This window comes from Oxyplasma meridianum, assembly GCF_038024865.1.
GTDB classification, from domain to species: domain Archaea; phylum Thermoplasmatota; class Thermoplasmata; order Thermoplasmatales; family Thermoplasmataceae; genus Oxyplasma; species Oxyplasma meridianum.
In genome coordinates this window covers 753,623-770,527 of the sequence record NZ_CP133772.1, presented here as the reverse complement: position 1 = coordinate 770,527, position 16,905 = coordinate 753,623, and the positions used below count along the sequence as shown (strand labels likewise).

The 16,905-nt window shown below is 23.9% G+C and carries 17 protein-coding genes and 3 pseudogenes; 6 read left to right on the top strand and 14 right to left on the bottom strand.

Annotated elements, in window-relative coordinates; genetic code table 11:
* Nucleotide 1: 1 nt before the first annotated feature.
* Together OXIME_RS03920 and OXIME_RS03915 are read right to left on the bottom strand one after the other, a co-directional pair.
* The gene (locus tag OXIME_RS03920) at nucleotides 2-838 is read right to left on the bottom strand and encodes an SDR family oxidoreductase (protein ID WP_393972164.1); all 837 of its coding nucleotides are present in this window, start codon (nucleotides 836-838) and stop codon (nucleotides 2-4) included.
* A 2-nt stretch (nucleotides 839-840) separates the two neighbouring features.
* The gene (locus tag OXIME_RS03915; RefSeq protein ID WP_393972163.1) at nucleotides 841-1,887 is read right to left on the bottom strand and encodes a glucose-1-phosphate thymidylyltransferase; all 1,047 of its coding nucleotides are present in this window, start codon (nucleotides 1,885-1,887) and stop codon (nucleotides 841-843) included.
* Between the two features lie 81 nt (nucleotides 1,888-1,968).
* Between OXIME_RS03915 and OXIME_RS03910 the strand changes: the two genes are divergently transcribed.
* Nucleotides 1,969-2,946, top strand: coding sequence for a hypothetical protein (locus OXIME_RS03910; protein WP_393972162.1), 978 nt, complete (start codon nucleotides 1,969-1,971; stop codon nucleotides 2,944-2,946).
* On the opposite strand, the gene OXIME_RS03905 is transcribed toward OXIME_RS03910, so the two are convergent.
* The 8 genes from OXIME_RS03905 to OXIME_RS03870 form a co-directional block, all read right to left on the bottom strand.
* Nucleotides 2,926-4,038, bottom strand: a complete 1,113-nt coding sequence (locus OXIME_RS03905) for a glycosyltransferase family 4 protein (protein ID WP_393972161.1) — start codon at nucleotides 4,036-4,038, stop codon at nucleotides 2,926-2,928. The genes OXIME_RS03910 and OXIME_RS03905 overlap by 21 nt on opposite strands.
* A 136-nt stretch (nucleotides 4,039-4,174) precedes the next feature.
* Nucleotides 4,175-4,300, bottom strand: a complete 126-nt coding sequence (locus OXIME_RS03900) for a hypothetical protein (RefSeq protein ID WP_393972160.1) — start codon at nucleotides 4,298-4,300, stop codon at nucleotides 4,175-4,177.
* Nucleotides 4,301-4,590: 290 nt separating this feature from the next.
* Nucleotides 4,591-4,842 (bottom strand): DDE-type integrase/transposase/recombinase, encoded by a 252-nt coding sequence (locus OXIME_RS03895; protein ID WP_393972244.1) that lies wholly within the window; start codon nucleotides 4,840-4,842, stop codon nucleotides 4,591-4,593.
* 614 nt (nucleotides 4,843-5,456) lie between these two features.
* A complete protein-coding gene (locus tag OXIME_RS03890; protein WP_393972159.1) occupies nucleotides 5,457-5,675 on the bottom strand; it encodes a hypothetical protein in 219 nt (72 codons plus the stop codon).
* 297 nt (nucleotides 5,676-5,972) lie between these two features.
* Nucleotides 5,973-6,182, bottom strand: a complete 210-nt coding sequence (locus tag OXIME_RS03885) for a hypothetical protein (RefSeq protein WP_393972158.1) — start codon at nucleotides 6,180-6,182, stop codon at nucleotides 5,973-5,975.
* A gap of 34 nt (nucleotides 6,183-6,216) precedes the next feature.
* Nucleotides 6,217-6,351, bottom strand: a complete 135-nt coding sequence (locus OXIME_RS03880) for a hypothetical protein (protein WP_393972157.1) — start codon at nucleotides 6,349-6,351, stop codon at nucleotides 6,217-6,219.
* Nucleotides 6,352-6,719: 368 nt separating this feature from the next.
* Complete coding sequence (locus OXIME_RS03875) at nucleotides 6,720-7,079, bottom strand: hypothetical protein (protein ID WP_393972156.1); 360 nt, start codon at nucleotides 7,077-7,079, stop codon at nucleotides 6,720-6,722.
* Between the two features lie 24 nt (nucleotides 7,080-7,103).
* Nucleotides 7,104-9,239, bottom strand: coding sequence for a hypothetical protein (locus OXIME_RS03870; RefSeq protein ID WP_393972155.1), 2,136 nt, complete (start codon nucleotides 9,237-9,239; stop codon nucleotides 7,104-7,106).
* Nucleotides 9,240-10,043: 804 nt separating this feature from the next.
* On the opposite strand from OXIME_RS03870, the pseudogene OXIME_RS03865 reads away from it, so the two are divergent.
* Nucleotides 10,044-11,208, top strand: a pseudogene (locus OXIME_RS03865) (IS256 family transposase).
* Between the two features lie 287 nt (nucleotides 11,209-11,495).
* Here OXIME_RS03865 and OXIME_RS03860 read toward each other — a convergent pair.
* Entirely contained in the window at nucleotides 11,496-12,587 is a 1,092-nt protein-coding gene (locus OXIME_RS03860) for a glycosyltransferase family 4 protein (RefSeq protein WP_393972154.1), read from the bottom strand.
* 101 nt (nucleotides 12,588-12,688) lie between these two features.
* On the opposite strand from OXIME_RS03860, the gene OXIME_RS03855 reads away from it, so the two are divergent.
* The 3 genes and pseudogenes from OXIME_RS03855 (at nucleotide 12,689) to OXIME_RS03845 (ending at nucleotide 14,368) form a co-directional block, all read left to right on the top strand.
* Nucleotides 12,689-12,838, top strand: coding sequence for a hypothetical protein (locus OXIME_RS03855; protein ID WP_393972153.1), 150 nt, complete (start codon nucleotides 12,689-12,691; stop codon nucleotides 12,836-12,838).
* A 15-nt stretch (nucleotides 12,839-12,853) separates the two neighbouring features.
* Nucleotides 12,854-13,429 (top strand): annotated as a pseudogene (locus OXIME_RS03850) (FkbM family methyltransferase); the annotation flags it as partial.
* Nucleotides 13,430-13,471: 42 nt separating this feature from the next.
* Entirely contained in the window at nucleotides 13,472-14,368 is an 897-nt protein-coding gene (locus tag OXIME_RS03845) for an NAD-dependent epimerase/dehydratase family protein (RefSeq protein WP_393972152.1), read from the top strand.
* Here the strand turns inward: OXIME_RS03845 and OXIME_RS03840 are convergent.
* Together OXIME_RS03840 and OXIME_RS03835 are read right to left on the bottom strand one after the other, a co-directional pair.
* Nucleotides 14,355-14,606 (bottom strand): hypothetical protein, encoded by a 252-nt coding sequence (locus tag OXIME_RS03840; protein WP_393972151.1) that lies wholly within the window; start codon nucleotides 14,604-14,606, stop codon nucleotides 14,355-14,357. The genes OXIME_RS03845 and OXIME_RS03840 overlap by 14 nt on opposite strands.
* Nucleotides 14,607-14,719: 113 nt before the next feature.
* Complete coding sequence (locus OXIME_RS03835) at nucleotides 14,720-15,013, bottom strand: glycosyltransferase (protein ID WP_393972150.1); 294 nt, start codon at nucleotides 15,011-15,013, stop codon at nucleotides 14,720-14,722.
* A 276-nt stretch (nucleotides 15,014-15,289) separates the two neighbouring features.
* Between OXIME_RS03835 and OXIME_RS03830 the strand changes: the two are divergent.
* Nucleotides 15,290-16,454: pseudogene (locus OXIME_RS03830) on the top strand (IS256 family transposase).
* A 42-nt stretch (nucleotides 16,455-16,496) separates the two neighbouring features.
* On the opposite strand, the gene OXIME_RS03825 reads toward OXIME_RS03830, so the two are convergent.
* Nucleotides 16,497-16,685 carry an FkbM family methyltransferase gene (locus OXIME_RS03825; RefSeq protein WP_393972243.1) on the bottom strand — a complete coding sequence of 63 codons (189 nt, stop codon included), beginning with the start codon at nucleotides 16,683-16,685 and terminating at the stop codon, nucleotides 16,497-16,499.
* Nucleotides 16,686-16,905: the final 220 nt, after the last annotated feature.

Here is a 16,905-nt window from a genome sequence, read left to right as displayed (position 1 = left end):
ATTATTTTAAATATTCTATTTCTTTTTTAAATATATCTAAATTTGAATTTAATGAATAAAAATCAAAATTAATTAATGATTTTGCTTTGTCTATATTTAATGATGAATCATAAGGCCTTTTTGCATACATCTTTACTTCATTTTCATTAATTAATTCTTTATTTAAATTAAAAAAATCAGCGATTTTATTTGCAAAATTTATTCTTGATATTCTTATGCCTGCAATATTTATTATTCCATATATATTATTATCGATCAATTTTTGTATTGCTAAAGCAAGATTATAAGCATGTATAGGCGAATAATACCCCTTAATAATATTTATATTTTTATTATCTTTTAATGAATTATAAACAAATAATGGAAAATTATTTTTATATCCATAAACACCCGAAGTCCTTACTATTAATGATTTATTATATGAATTTATATATATATCCCCTATTAATTTGGAGAAACCATAGTAATTTATAGGATCAGGTATTGATTCTTCACTGTAATATGAACTATTTCCATTAAAAACATAATCTGTGGATATATGAATTAAATATATATTTTTTGACCTTGCATATTCAGTTATAATTTTTAATGAATATCCATTTACTTTATATGCATATTCTTTTTCTTTTTCACATTTATCTACATTTGTTAATGAAGCTGTATTTATTATAATATTTGGATTTATTTTAGATAATTTATTAATGATATCATCTTCATTAAATAGATTTAAATTTAATTCTCCGTGATCTTTATGGTATAATTTTTTTGATTCTGGATATAATTTCGATAATTCTTTTCCTAATTGCCCGTCCGCACCTATAATAAGAATATTATTCATATTTATAACCTTATTTTTGAATCTCTTCCCAATATTAAATTTATATTATTATTTTCATTTTTTTCTATATTTGCATAAGGACCTATTATGCTTTCGCTAATTCTTTTTCCGTAATAATTTATGTTTGTATTATCCATTATAACGGAATCCTCTATTTCTGAATTTTTTATATGGCAATTATTTCCTATACTTGTATAAGGTCTTATAACAGAATTTTCTATTTTTGTATTTTTTCCTATATAGCATGGACCAAATATCTTTGATTTGTCATCAATAATTGCATTTTTTTCAATAATTATTCTCCCCTTAATATTTATATTAGAAATATTGTTGTTTATTTCATCTAAAATTAATCTATTGCAGTCAAGAAACTCATCGGGCGTTCCCGTATCCTTCCACCAGCCATTTACTATTGAATAGCCTATATTTTTATTATTATTTAAAAGCATTTTCAGTGCATCTGTTATTTCTAATTCTCCTCTTAATGATGGTTTTAAATTTGATATTATATTAAATATATCTGGTTTTAAGAAATAAACACCTACTAAAGCCAGATCTGATTTAGGATTCTCTGGCTTTTCCACCAAATTTATTATTTTATTGTTATATACTTCAGCCACTCCAAATCTTCTTGGATCTTTTACATTTGCTAATAGTAGAAAGGCATCATAATAATTTTTTATAAATTCATTATACATATTTTTAATTCCGTTTTGAACTATATTATCGCCTAAATATGCAACAAAATCTGAATTTTTGATAAAATCCTTTGCTAAATATATTGCATGTGCTATTCCTAATGGTTTATCCTGATAAATGTATTCTATACTAATATCCCATTTTTCTCCATTGCCATAATAATTTTTTACTTCTTCTCCGCCTATATTTCCTATAATAATTGCAAAATCTTTAATTCCTATGTCTATCATATTTTTTAATGCGTATTCACTAACAGGTTTTCCTGCCACAGGCAATAACTGCTTTACATCTGAATATGTAAAAGGCCTTAATCTTGTTCCTGAGCCGCCATGCAATAAAATTCCTTTCATTAAATGTTAATATGTAATTATTATTAAAATTTATTCATAATAAGATAATAATATTTAAATACAAAGTTATTATTAAATTTTATGATTTCTAAAGAAATTAACTTAAGTGCATTGCATACAAATTTAAATATAGAAAATAATGAATTGTTCTTTAGTTTAGTTGATTACAGAAACAATTTATTTATGAGCAATGATCCACAAAAAATTATTGAATTTTATAATAGTTTTGAAAATAGAGAACAATTAATACAATGGATGAAAGAAAGACCTAAAGGCGTATGTTATATTAAAGAAATAGAAGGTGATAAAGACATAATAGTCGTTATACCAACAGTTGATATAAATGGAAAATATGCAATTCAAGATAAAGATATATTTAAAGGTCTGCATATAATATTTGTTGAAAGTGGTGCCGGAAATTATTATTTTAATTATGCACATAACTGCAATGTAGGAATAAAAAAAGCTATGGAATACAATCCAAAATGGATTATTGTTTCCAATGATGATATGTATAAAATTGATAATATATCAATATTAAAAAAAGAATTAAATAAATTAAATTTCAATGAAAAAAAATTTGTACATACTTATCCTGCTAAATATCATTCAAGATATGCATATATATCAAATAGGACATTTAGGAGGAGTTTTATATTATCTATATATAAAAACTATAGAAAAAAATTAAAAATAGAATCTTTTTTAAAAATAAAATATGTGATAGGAACAAGTTCAGGAATTAAAAGATTTCTTTATAATAATAAAATTAAAATATTATATTCAGGTGCTATAACTATTCTCAGTTATGGATTAATAAAGAATTTAGAATGTAAAATATTCGACGAGAATTATGTCAATGGTGCTGAAGATATAGACTTAGCTATTAAACTTAAATTAGAAAAGGTAAAATATAATATTATAGATTTTAAAATTAAAGATATCGTTGGTGGTACATTGGGTTCTTATGGCGACATAAGAACCTTTAGAGAAATATGTAATCTATCTTATTTAAATACTAAAATTGTTAAAAACAATTTATTTAATTTTTTGAGTTAAAAAAGAGATTGTTCTATATATAGAATCATTATAAAAATTTTTATTAAGGAATCTATTTTTTAAATCAAGTTTCATTTGCATAAATTTATTATGGTCATTGGACCACATTTCCTTTAATTTAATGATTGCTTTTATTACATTTGTTGAATTTCTATTTACAATCTGCAAATATTCATTATTTAAAAAAAATATGGGCATTCCCATACTTGACCATTTCCATGTTGATATAACAAATAGACCAGAAGCCATTGCTTCAAGTTGTGATAAAGGTGCTGCTGCTTCGCGATTAGAAAGAAGAATAAAGACATCGCTCTCCTCTAAAAGATTTATTTTATCATTTTCAGAAATATAACCTAAATATTTACAATTATTAGAATTATTTACACTATTTATAAATTTATCCCCGCAATCATTATAGCCAGCTATAATTATTTCTGTATCATTATAATTCTTTAATGTATTTATAATATCAATTAATATATCACCTCCCTTTCTTTTATTAATTCTGTTTATGAACAAAATTCTAAACTTCGTAGATAACGAAACATTTTTTCCATATGAATAAGGAAAATTAGGAATATATTTATTGAATATTCCGTATTTTAACATTTCTTCTGAACATTTGTCATTTACACAACGTATCATAACATTTTTATTAGAAATTTTTAAAAAAATTTCTGGTATTATTCTTAAAAAGTCTCTAGCTAACTTTTTATTATTTAAATAGAAATCATGAGAATCTAATATTATTCTAAATTTGTTAATAATAGAATAATATATAATAAGTCTTATTGCATAAAAAGAAGGAATATAAATTGTATCATATTCTCTATTTAATCGTATTTTTATAAATGGCCAAGCAAAATTCATTAAATTAAGTTTCTTTAGTATACTAATAATATTAGACCTATAAAATACATATGTTACATTAGGTATTTTATTATCCTCTTCTTTTAAATATACATCTGGAATATAAAAGGTAACCTCGTAACCATCTTCTAATAATTTATTAGTTATTACGGTAATCCATTTTTCTCCTCCTCCACCAAAAGATAAACCCCATTTCATTATAATTGCAATTCTATATACCATATATTCACCTATTTAATTTCGAACAACACTAAATATCAAATTCAACCTATAAATTTATTGGTTTTTATAATTATTATTTCCTTATGATGGTGTACATGATCTGCTGTAATTTCGAAAAGATCCTGTACAATCCCAATCAACCTCCATGCCCAAATACTTTCTTCCAGTGATCCACTCCTCGTTTATCTATCATTATAGAGACAATTAGTCTTGATCTTGGATATTGTTTTTTGCATATAAATTTATTCATTTTTTGAGACATTTATAATCACCTTCTTATAATTATTTCTCTTTCTGTAACTTTCTTTTAATTTCATTTTGTATGATTTGTAATATTCACTATATTCAGGATCATTGTTATATTTTTCAATGAATTGATTGGGTGGATAATAGTCTATTGTAGAATGAGGTCTTATATTATTGTAATCATAAAATTCATTTTCTATTATTTTTTATCTTCTTCATAATTCTCTATTTCATTTACCCAGATATAATAAGTTTTCAATGAATTATGGAAAGATTCTATTTACTATTCTTTAGGTATTTCCTTTTCTATATATTTATATTAATATTGTATAATTTAATAACATCATTGAATTTATTTGAAATATATTGAACTCCATTATCTGTTCTTACGATTAAATTATTAGGTATTTTAAAACCGTATTCCCTTATTATTGCATCATCTAATGATTTTATTGCATCGCTGGATGTCATTGATTTTGAATAATTATAGCCTAACCATTTTTTAGTGAATGTATCTTTAAATGATATTAAATATGTCATTCCTTTTTTAGTAGGAATATATGTTATATCTTTTTAAGGCTTTATTAGGGCCATCGGCTTCCTTTAAATTGTATTTTATTGTTTTATAATGTATCTTTTTAATGTTAAATTATTTAATTTCATTATTTTATATTTTTTCTTTGATACTTTTATGCCTTCATTCCCTAATAGCCATATTCTGTTATATCCATATGTTATTTTCTCCCTTGATAATTCTATAATTTTGTTAATTATATATTAAATATCATTAATTTATTGATTCTTTTATTATTTCTATTTTTTATATTATAATAGTAAGTTCTTTCATTGAAATTAAGATATTTGCATATTTTATGAATATTAATATTATCTTTTATATCGTTTATTGACATTATTATTTCCTTATAATTTTTTTTTAAGCTTTCATTTATCATTGTCAAATCACTTATTATCCCTTTGAGATTTTCATTTTCTTTTAACAATGCTTTATCAGGATCTTTGCCTGATAATCCATTTTAGTTCTGAGAATTCATCCTTCCATTTATAGAATAAGGAAGGAGCTATTCCATGATTATGATATCTCTGCTATTGTTATATTATTCTTAATTGATTCCATTATAATATTATATTTTTCATCACTTGTATATACTCTTTTATTCATTATTTATTACCTTCTTAAACTTATTATAATTATATATTATATTAATTATATTAATCCTTTTAAAGTTATGCAAATTTGAAATGGTCATGACCAGTCTCAATAGAGACTGTTCCAATGTAAATGCTTCCATCTTCTCTGTATTTTTCTTTAATTCAGAATTCATTCCACAATTCATTCTCTTCAGTACATTTGTTGTTTTTATTTTTCTCATGTTTGAATATCCATATGCATGTTAATTGTAAAGATATGGATAGTATATCTAAAACATCTCTGATGCTTTATCAAGATCTTGTTTCAATATCTGCATAACAGAAGACTGCTTCTTTGGTATTAGTTTCATTTAAATTACTCATGAAATATCATTAGTTTTATCATTAGTTTTACACACTTCAGGTCTCTTCTCTTCATTCTCTTCAGATAATCGTATAATTATTTCCATTCCACTTCATTCCACTTCATTTTCGGAATCATGAACTGTTTGAAGGTATTTCTCTTCTACCTTCACTGTTTACACCAATGCATATAGATACAGATCTTTTTTTTCTGTATTCTTTCCCATATTCACATTGAAGTATGTTGCATCTATGTAGATGAATTTCATGTAAGATTCCATGGATCTCTCAGGGTCTCTCAAATAAATCAAGATATTTACATCCAGATCAGATGTAAGTGGTGATATGTGTGAAGGTGATACATTCTTTATTTTCAATGCCTTCACAAACTTTGTAAAATTGATTGTAAAAACCCTTTATTTATGATTCCAGCATGACCGAATCCAGTGCTTTTTCAACACTTGAATATATTTGGAACACCTCTGTCTGAAATGAAAACTTCCTTATCTGTGATCTCTTAAGAATTATTTTATTATGAACTGTCTTAAGTTTCATTGTTATGGTTCCATATCAGTATCTTTTCTTCTCTTCTAATCTCTCATATGGCATTGAATAGAACTGAACTCTTGCCTCTTCTTATATGAGATCATGGAGAAACTATTCAACAAGATGCTTCTTTCCTTCTTTTCTGTCTTTCAGAAAACTGATTATCATCTCTTTTACTATTTCCAATTGGTCCTGCATATTTTCACCCCTTCAAATCTGAATTGTGCAGGATCTCTTTAATTTTAGAGAACTTTCAGTACATTATTTTTTTTATCGAAGAATTTTGTCAGACTGATTAAATCAGAAAGTTAATAGAAATTCTCATAAAATTAACGTGGTCATAATAAGAATTTTTTAGATTTAAATATAAATACTAATTAATCACAATGATTTATACTTATTGAAATATTTTTTAATTTATTTAAAGGAGTATTTGCAATTGCTATATAATGCCATGTTTCATATGCTTTTGATGATGCAAATGAAAAAAACCCAAAACTACCATAACTTGTAAAATCATTTTCATATGCACTCTGATAAATAGTTCCATTCAATCCAGCATATTCATAAGTATTTCCATTACTTACATTAACAGAAACAAAATAATTTTGAAATTCATTAGTATAATAAGCAGAATCGGAACCAAAACTATTGTTTGCATGAGCAAGAGCCATCGTAGGATGTATTGATCCATTATACCAATTAAATCCAACTCTGTTCCTGCCATTAAAATGCATACCTAAATACAGAGAACTGCCTTCCTAGCCAACACCTGGACTTGTAGAATATGATGACGTTCCGGTATCAAATTCACCATTCCATAATACTGTAGAATTTTGTGGCATACTAAAATTTCTTAAAAAATTAATGCCTATGCCTCCATCATATATTGTTATTCCATTATGTATTTTTAAATATGTAGAATTGCCTGAAGATGAAGAAAATCCATTATAATTTGATATAAAATTCTGATAAAATGTAAAAACTTTCGCCCCATCGTCATATTCACCATATACTGAGCTTAATTGTGGAGCTTCTCCAATTGGTCCGTTGGCAGATAATACATTTATATTCTTGGGATATATATCTAATTTTATATTCTTATTTATATCATTGGTTAATTTGCTATATACTGTGATTGTTGTAGAACTTATACTTTGAATCCATGAATTTATTGGTAATCCGTCAGCATATGTAATTTTAAAATTGCTGCCGTTTGGATTTATGCCATATTTTGAATAGTTATTTATAAGTATCATTTGTTGGTAATATGAATTAATTTTAGCTAATATAGAATATCCATTATTAACTTTATATATATAAATAATTTTAAAAAGATTTGGATATTTATAAATAGGATTTCCATATAATTGTGAATACCATTGATCAACAACTATATAATCTCCAGAATAATGAGAAATAAAAGTTTTATTGACTGAGTTCCAGATTTGTATATAACTGTTTGATGGAGCATAATATACAATCATATCAGTTAAAGCTAGTGATAATATAGTTTTATTCTCAAGATTATGATTTTGTATATACATACCTATATATTTATCTGCTTGAGCTGAGTTAAAAGCACCGGAAAAATTTGCACCACCAACATTTTCCAAATAAGCCAATTTATTTGTATAAGTTGGTATATCGTTTTGATTAAAAGTAGAAGAATATAACAAAAAAACTATAAGAATTATTAAAGTTATTGTAACAAAATAATTTTTTTTAATATTTTTTATTTTATTATTTTCAATTTTTTTAGAATAATTATTAAAAGTTTTTAATGTTAATATTATTAATTTGGATAAAATTCCTGTCGTAATTAAAAGAATTGGTATAATTAATAAAACATAGTTACGTCTCATATAATTTAATAACATATCAAATATTATAAATAAGAAAAATGATAAAATTGAAAGTAAAATAAGATTATCTAATGGTTCATTATTTTTATTTTTTATATTCTTGAAATGTTTATAAATATAGTAATATATAGAAGTAATTAATAATATTAATATTGGAATTTGAGTCTCCATAATAATCATTATAATTGGAAAATATATGGGCGTTTTAAATGTAATTCTATTCATTAAAAATATAGGTATTCCAACAACCCCGGAAGAGGTAGATAAAACAGTTGTTGTATCAATATATATATGGTATAACATCTTAAAAGGATATAATATAAAAATAGGATTTAAAAATAAAAATGTAAGTAAAGAAATCGGAATAAAAATAAAATAAAATTTAATTATATCAATTCTTTTAATTTTTATTATTATATAATATAATAGTGGAATTAGAATCAAAATTATAGAATAATATTGTATACCCATAACAATCCCAAAAACTATAGCTGATATAATGCCATATCTATTAATTCTTAAATCTGATTTATATATGAAAAATATAAATAATAAACAAAAAGGAATTACAAAACCTGCAGTACTAATAATTATTGAATAAAATTCTAGATTGATATAAAATGAATATAATATGACGAACGATAAAGTAAAATATTTATTAATATCATATAAATATATAACAATTATTATAAGAATTATATAATTTATAAATAACGATAGTAATCTTTCAGTTATCAAAAATTTTATAGGTAAATAAGATAAATATGTATAATAAGTAATTTGCGGATTGTGAAATCCATTAACTATAAATATTGAAAAACCATATAAAATAAGATAAAATTGGGGTTTAAGAGCATTATTAACCATAAAATTATAATCTAAAGGTTTTGAAAATACTAATACTGATAAAGGCAAATTTGCGACTTCATCAATATATATTCCTTGTATAAAAATTCTATAAAGACGTAATAAAAAGCCTATTAATATTATAAATGCTATTAAGAATTTAAATGATTTATTTTTTTTTTCCATATTTTACTATACTATAATTTAATACAATATATATATATATTTCTTATTCTTATATAACAATATTAATATAGATAAAAAAAGAATAAAAAGTTGTTTTTAAAAACTTCTTATCTATAGCTCCAGATATTAATGAAACAACTAAAACTGCAATCCAGAACATAGGACTATAATCATGGTCCAGAAGAAAAGAAAGCATCATAATTCTAGATATAGTTATATATATGTAAATATCTTTATTTTTTATAATCATAAGTATTGATATACTCATAAGAATTAAAATTGTTGAATCTGCCCATATACCCCCTTCTGCATTTAAATTCAACGCAGGTGAATTATAATATGCAAATATAAAAATCGGTATTTTACTTATTTGTCCTTTAAAATTGTCTAATAATCTTACTTTCTCTGAATATTTGTTTGTAATTATATATATAAAAAAAATATTATAAAGGAACATAAAATAAGAAAACCTAGTAAAAAACGCTCTTTCTAAGATTCTTACATTATTTGTAAAAATTGAAAATAAATAATATGACCATGTAAAAAAAATTCTATCAAAAGAAAATCCATTTAATGGATTTAAAGAAATTATATATCAATAGGAGGTAACCAAGAAGATAATGGAAAATGTTGATCTGAATATGAATATAAACCACCTGAAAATAATAGTATTCTAATAGAAATTATAGGTATTATAATAATAAATAATAACCATATAATCGAAATCCAATACTTCTTTGATAGTGTACAGATTTTGCTGTAAATTTAAAACGGTCTTGTACAATTATGTTGAAGGTGATAAAAATACAAGACCAAGAAGTAATAATGCAAGAACTCATAAATAGTTACTTATATGACGGAAAAGAAGGAAAAAAGAAATTCATTACATGGTTTTTAAACAATGTAATGGATGAAGAGGCTAATCAGATGATAAAGGCTGAATTGTATGAAAGATCTGAGAATAGAAAAGCATATAGAAATAAAAAGAAGAAGATCACTGAATACAATTGACGGAAGAATAATATTAGAAAAACCACAGATAAGGGAATTTCCTTTAAAAAAAGTATTTGAAAGATATTCAAGAATAGAAGAAGCAATGAAATCAGTAATATTAGAATCCTATATTAATGGTCTATCTACAAGGAATGTTCAAAAGGTAGTATAATCATTGGGAATAGACAATATATGGGCATCATATGTATCATCATTAACATCTAAAATTGATATAAAGGTAAAGGAATTCTTGGAAAAGAAGATAGCATCAGAATTTAAATTTTTATAATATAGATGCTACTTACTTTAAGATAAGGGAAGATTCAAAATATAAAAACAAAGCATTATATGTTAATAGAATAAGTAATGAAGGCTATAGAGAGATATTATCATTTAAATATTATCATTTAAATTTTCAAATTATATGATTCTCAATCAGACATTCAATGGGAATCATTCTTTGATGATCTGAAACTAAGGGGATTAAACAATATAGAGATGGTAATATCAGATGGGCATAAGGGCATAAGGAAAGCAGTAACTAAATCATTCATGGGTTCATCATGGCAATATTGCCATGTACATTTTATGAGGAATATAATGAAATTAATACCTAAAAACAGATATGATGATGTATCATTGATAATAAAAAAGCTTTAGATAATGAATATTTAATATCAACAGCGCAGGATAAATTAATAGAGAATGGACTTAATAAAGCAAGTGATATGTTTGAGAAATACCATGATTCTTTACACAATTATCTTTATTATCCTAAAAATATGCAAAAGAGGTTAAGAACAACTAATGTAATAGAAAGGTAATAGAAAGATTAAATGAAAGAATTCAAGAGACGAACTATAAAAATAAGGAATTTCCATCTGATAATTCTGTACTTAGATTAGTATATTCAATTATAATGGATATAAATGAGGAATGGTTAACAAGAAAATATATAAATATGGAAATAATGTAATTTTGTATAAGATCACTTCAAATTTACAGCAATTTATGTACACTATCTTCTTTATATTAAAATATTTCATAATTTAATTAGTTATAATTAATTAGTTATAATTAATTAGTATTTATATTCTAATAGATATTCTATAAAAAAACCTGATAGAAGATTTTACTTTTCATGTTTTGCTGGTTTTTTTAATTCAAATGTTTTTTTAGAACATGTTATTATAGATATTGTTATGATTATTTAAGTATATAATAAAGTTCATTTAAACTTTTTTAATTTTATTGTAAATAAATTTATTTGTATATTTCTAAAGTTTTTTTAATATTAGTTAACCACAATTCAGCAGTTTTATCCCACGAATATTCCAATGCAATAGATCTCGAACTATTTATCCATCTATTATCATAATTTGAAATAAAATTATCAATTTTTTTTGTTAAATCATCTATTGAACCATCTTTAACAGTAAAACCATTTTTATTTTGTATTATAACATCCCTTACACCAGGTACATCATATGCTATTGTAGGAGTTCCTGCAGATGAAGCCTCTAAAATAGAAAAACCAAAACCTTCAGTTATAGAAGTATGGACATTCAGCCATGAAGATCCAACAATGTTTGATAAATCATTATTATTAATTCTGCCTAGAAAAATTACATTATTTTTAATATCCAAATCATTATATATTTTCATTGTTTTATTCAATGATGGACCTGAACCTATCATATAAAGCATAATATTATTACATTTTTTTATTAAATTATTTACTGCATAAATTACTTCCCAAGGTCTTTTATAATCCCTGAATCCGCCAAAATAAACTATGCTTGGAAATTCAGTTTTTTTTAAAGGCCTAAACAATTCAGTATTAACGCCAGGAGGTATTTTTATTATTCTCTTATTTTGAATTCCCAAATTTATTAAATCGTTTATTGATGAATTGCTTTCAGTTATAAAATGCCATTTTCTGTAAAATACAGGATAAAAAGCTTCTAAACCTGATAAAATCATCCTCATTGGAAAATTAACCTGACCTTTTAAAGATCTTCTATGCAAATGGTGAAAAAAAACAATTCCTGGAATTTTTGTAAAATTTTCAGATAAAAATGGCACAGCATGTCCCATGTCATCTACAATAAAATCCGGTTTTTCTCTTTTAATTATTTCAGGAACTTTTAAATGCAATAATGAATTATTCTTCTCTCTTTTAATAATAATATTATCCATAATTTCTTCAGAATATTTATTATTCCATGACGCAGATATCCATATAAATATATTTCCCTTTAAAGAAATTCTTTTTCCAACTTCGTATATTGTCCTTTCTGCTCCACCAGATCTTGGATTTTTTATATCCCTGTGAGAAAACCAAAGTATCTTCAATATAATGTTTATATTAATGATATATATTAATTTAACATAATATAGCAATTAATTTCAATAATAAAACAAAAATTTATAACTATCTTTATTATATATTTTTTATGCATATAAAAATAAAAAATATGTCTATTTCTTTTGAGGATAATCATGATATTTCTGCTATTATTGAGGTACTTGTTTTAGATGTATATAAAATGGAAAATATAAAAAATGGAGACACAGTTCTTGATTTAGGAGCAGGTATAGGATAATTTAGTTTATTAGCATCAAAATTAGTAGGAAAAAATGGTTTAGTATTAGCTGTAGAGCCTAATCCAAAAGATTATAATATTTTAAATAAAAATATTAAAGATAATAAATTGAAAAATATTATAGCAATAAATAAGGCAATTTCTGAAAATAATAATAAAATAAATTTATCCTTTAAAAATGAAAATTTTGATGCAGACCCATTAACTTTAGAATTATTAAATAAAATATTAAAAAATAATAATAAAAATAATATAGATATTATTAAAATAAATATTGAAGGATTTGAAGTTGATGCCATAAATATATTATATGATTATATAAGGAAATTACGATATATTCCAATAGAATTACTTGGAACTAAAAATAAGGTAGATCAAATTTTAAAATCTTTAGGTTATAATTTTAATAGAATAAATAAAAATGAATATTTATTTAATGCATTTAAATTTTCATTAAAACATCCATATTTGGCAATAAGATTGTATAAATATTTAAACAATATAAAAGAAAATCCTGGAATTAAAAAAATATTCAATGGCATAGAAATATCAAATAGTGAAAATTTAATTGTAGGAACATATATTAAATAACAACAATAAATAAATTTATATGAATTTTAACATTCAACATATATGAATATTTTAGTAACCGGAGGAGAAGGTTTTATAGGCCGAAATATAATATTATATGCTAAAAATAAAGGATGGAATACTGTTTCTTATGATATTAAAGAAGGAAATAGCAGTGCAGACAAAAAAATAAAAGCTTCTATTTTAGATAAAGATAAATTATCTAAGGCATTAAAAGATATAGATATAGTATTTCATGAGGCTGCAATGACATCGCCACCTGAATTTGAAAAGAATCCTGAAACAGGATATGAAATAAATTTACAGGGAACATTTAATGTATTGTCATTATCTGAAAAAGCAGGAGTGAAAAAAGTCGTTCTTGCATCATCGTCTGCAATATATGGAAATACATTTAAAATAACAAATGAAAACGATTTAAATTTAAATTTTATAAGTGCATATTCAATGACAAAATATTTCAATGAAATTTCAGGAAAATTTTTTACTCAAAATTCTGATTTAGAAACAATATATATGAGATATTTCAATACATATGGTTTGGGGGAAAATACTAAAGGATTATATTCAAGCATAATGCATAAATTTATTTATGATTTAAAAAATAATAAAACACCGATAATATATGGGGACGGAAATCAGAGCCGTGATTTTATTTACATAAAAGATGTTGCTAAAGCAAATATTCTTGCTGCACTTAATGGCAAGAACGGTGAAGCATATAATATAGGAACAGGCATAACAACAAAATTCAATGATATATATGAAATTATAAAAGATGAAATGAATTCAAATATAAAACCAAAATATGAAAAAATTCCATTTAAAACATATCAACTATATACATGTGCTGATATATCAAAGGCAAAAAAGGATTTAAATTTTATTCCAGAATATGATTTAAGGTCAGGAATTAAAGAAATGGTTAAATCCATTTAAATATTTTATAATATAATTTTACAATAAAATCCGGTATATATTTATAAATTCTTAAATGTCTTATCCTGAAAGCGATTAATGATATCCCATCCCCTATTATTTCACCAAAAGCATGGAATTTTGAATTTTCATTATGATTATATTTCACAGGTATTTTTATTGTATTTGAACCTTCTTTTTTTAGATAATATAATAATGCTACATCAAAAAATGTGTTTGTAAATGTAATTTTATTCATTGCTTTTTTAAACATTTTAGCATTTATTATTTTATATCCACTTTGAGTGTCTTTAATGTTTAATTTTAATATTGAATTTACAAGAAAATTAAATCCTCTGCTTATAAATTTTCTTATAAATGGAATTTTATTTTTTTTATATATCTATTAAATATTATTGTGTCATAATTATTTTTTAAATTGTTTAAGGAATTAATGATATCACTTAATAGCATTGAATTATCTGCATCCATTAAAAAAACATAATCCGAACTTACATATTTTAAAGAATTTTTAATTGCATTGCCTTTGCCGTTTCTTCCGTTATTTTTTAATCCTTTAATAAAATTATATTTTTTATTATAATCTTTTACTATATCTATTGTCTTATCATTTCCATCTATGGATGCTATAATATTCCATGGCAATTTATTTTAACTTATAATTGAAGAAATATCATCTAAAACCGGTATTATTCGATTTTCTTCATTATATGCAGGTATTATTTTATGGATATTTGTTTGAATATTTACATCTTATGCTTTAGATTTTATTTATTCTTGAATTTTTATATAAAAATCATAACAGTGTTATAAAGTATTATTTTTAAGATTTTTTAATATATACTTTGATGTGAAAGATAGTTTACAGATTTTGCTGTAAATTTAAAACGGTCTTGTACAATTATGTTGAAGGTGATAAAAATACAAGACCAAGAAGTAATAATGCAAGAACTCATAAATAGTTACTTATATGACGGAAAAGAAGGAAAAAAGAAATTCATTACATGGTTTTTAAACAATGTAATGGATGAAGAGGCTAATCAGATGATAAAGGCTGAATTGTATGAAAGATCTGAGAATAGAAAAGCATATAGAAATAAAAAGAAGAAGATCACTGAATACAATTGACGGAAGAATAATATTAGAAAAACCACAGATAAGGGAATTTCCTTTAAAAAAAGTATTTGAAAGATATTCAAGAATAGAAGAAGCAATGAAATCAGTAATATTAGAATCCTATATTAATGGTCTATCTACAAGGAATGTTCAAAAGGTAGTATAATCATTGGGAATAGACAATATATGGGCATCATATGTATCATCATTAACATCTAAAATTGATATAAAGGTAAAGGAATTCTTGGAAAAGAAGATAGCATCAGAATTTAAATTTTTATAATATAGATGCTACTTACTTTAAGATAAGGGAAGATTCAAAATATAAAAACAAAGCATTATATGTTAATAGAATAAGTAATGAAGGCTATAGAGAGATATTATCATTTAAATATTATCATTTAAATTTTCAAATTATATGATTCTCAATCAGACATTCAATGGGAATCATTCTTTGATGATCTGAAACTAAGGGGATTAAACAATATAGAGATGGTAATATCAGATGGGCATAAGGGCATAAGGAAAGCAGTAACTAAATCATTCATGGGTTCATCATGGCAATATTGCCATGTACATTTTATGAGGAATATAATGAAATTAATACCTAAAAACAGATATGATGATGTATCATTGATAATAAAAAAGCTTTAGATAATGAATATTTAATATCAACAGCGCAGGATAAATTAATAGAGAATGGACTTAATAAAGCAAGTGATATGTTTGAGAAATACCATGATTCTTTACACAATTATCTTTATTATCCTAAAAATATGCAAAAGAGGTTAAGAACAACTAATGTAATAGAAAGGTAATAGAAAGATTAAATGAAAGAATTCAAGAGACGAACTATAAAAATAAGGAATTTCCATCTGATAATTCTGTACTTAGATTAGTATATTCAATTATAATGGATATAAATGAGGAATGGTTAACAAGAAAATATATAAATATGGAAATAATGTAATTTTGTATAAGATCACTTCAAATTTACAGGAATTTATGTACACTATCTAGAAATCACTGTAACATTTTTTATTTTGTTAAGTTCCAAATTCTCTCTTAAAATCCTGAGATTTGCAATGTCTGGTTCAAATGCTATAACTTGTTTTGCAAGGCTGGACGCCAGAACTGTAAATATCCCTATATTTGCACCGGCATTCACAACTATATCTTCATTACTTATATTTTTTAATATATGAGGGTAAGATCTTTCAACGAAAACTTGATAAAAGCAGAATAATCATCATGTTTGACCAGCTGAAATCGTAATTTTCTCCCCTTAAATTGTGTGTTTACTATCATTATACCTTGTCCCTTAAATTAGTACCCAAAATGAATAACAGTTTCATACTTTAATCTTCGCACCCGTCTTATTATAAACTTCAATTGTTTTTCCCTCTTTGATCTTTCCCGTT

Excerpts from the sequence above, each read along its gene's own strand:
- OXIME_RS03920 (WP_393972164.1), bottom strand. The coding sequence starts at position 838 with ATGAATAATATTCTTATTATAGGTGCGGACGGGCAATTAGGAAAAGAA.
- OXIME_RS03915 (WP_393972163.1), bottom strand. The coding sequence starts at position 1,887 with ATGAAAGGAATTTTATTGCATGGCGGCTCAGGAACAAGATTAAGGCCT.
- OXIME_RS03910 (WP_393972162.1), top strand. The coding sequence starts at position 1,969 with ATGATTTCTAAAGAAATTAACTTAAGTGCATTGCATACAAATTTAAAT.
- OXIME_RS03905 (WP_393972161.1), bottom strand. The coding sequence starts at position 4,038 with ATGGTATATAGAATTGCAATTATAATGAAATGGGGTTTATCTTTTGGT.
- OXIME_RS03900 (WP_393972160.1), bottom strand. The coding sequence starts at position 4,300 with ATGTCTCAAAAAATGAATAAATTTATATGCAAAAAACAATATCCAAGA.
- OXIME_RS03890 (WP_393972159.1), bottom strand. The coding sequence starts at position 5,675 with ATGAGAAAAATAAAAACAACAAATGTACTGAAGAGAATGAATTGTGGA.
- OXIME_RS03880 (WP_393972157.1), bottom strand. The coding sequence starts at position 6,351 with ATGAAACTTAAGACAGTTCATAATAAAATAATTCTTAAGAGATCACAG.
- OXIME_RS03875 (WP_393972156.1), bottom strand. The coding sequence starts at position 7,079 with ATGCATTTTAATGGCAGGAACAGAGTTGGATTTAATTGGTATAATGGA.
- OXIME_RS03870 (WP_393972155.1), bottom strand. The coding sequence starts at position 9,239 with ATGGAAAAAAAAAATAAATCATTTAAATTCTTAATAGCATTTATAATA.
- OXIME_RS03855 (WP_393972153.1), top strand. The coding sequence starts at position 12,689 with ATGCATATAAAAATAAAAAATATGTCTATTTCTTTTGAGGATAATCAT.
- OXIME_RS03845 (WP_393972152.1), top strand. The coding sequence starts at position 13,472 with ATGAATATTTTAGTAACCGGAGGAGAAGGTTTTATAGGCCGAAATATA.
- OXIME_RS03840 (WP_393972151.1), bottom strand. The coding sequence starts at position 14,606 with ATGAATAAAATTACATTTACAAACACATTTTTTGATGTAGCATTATTA.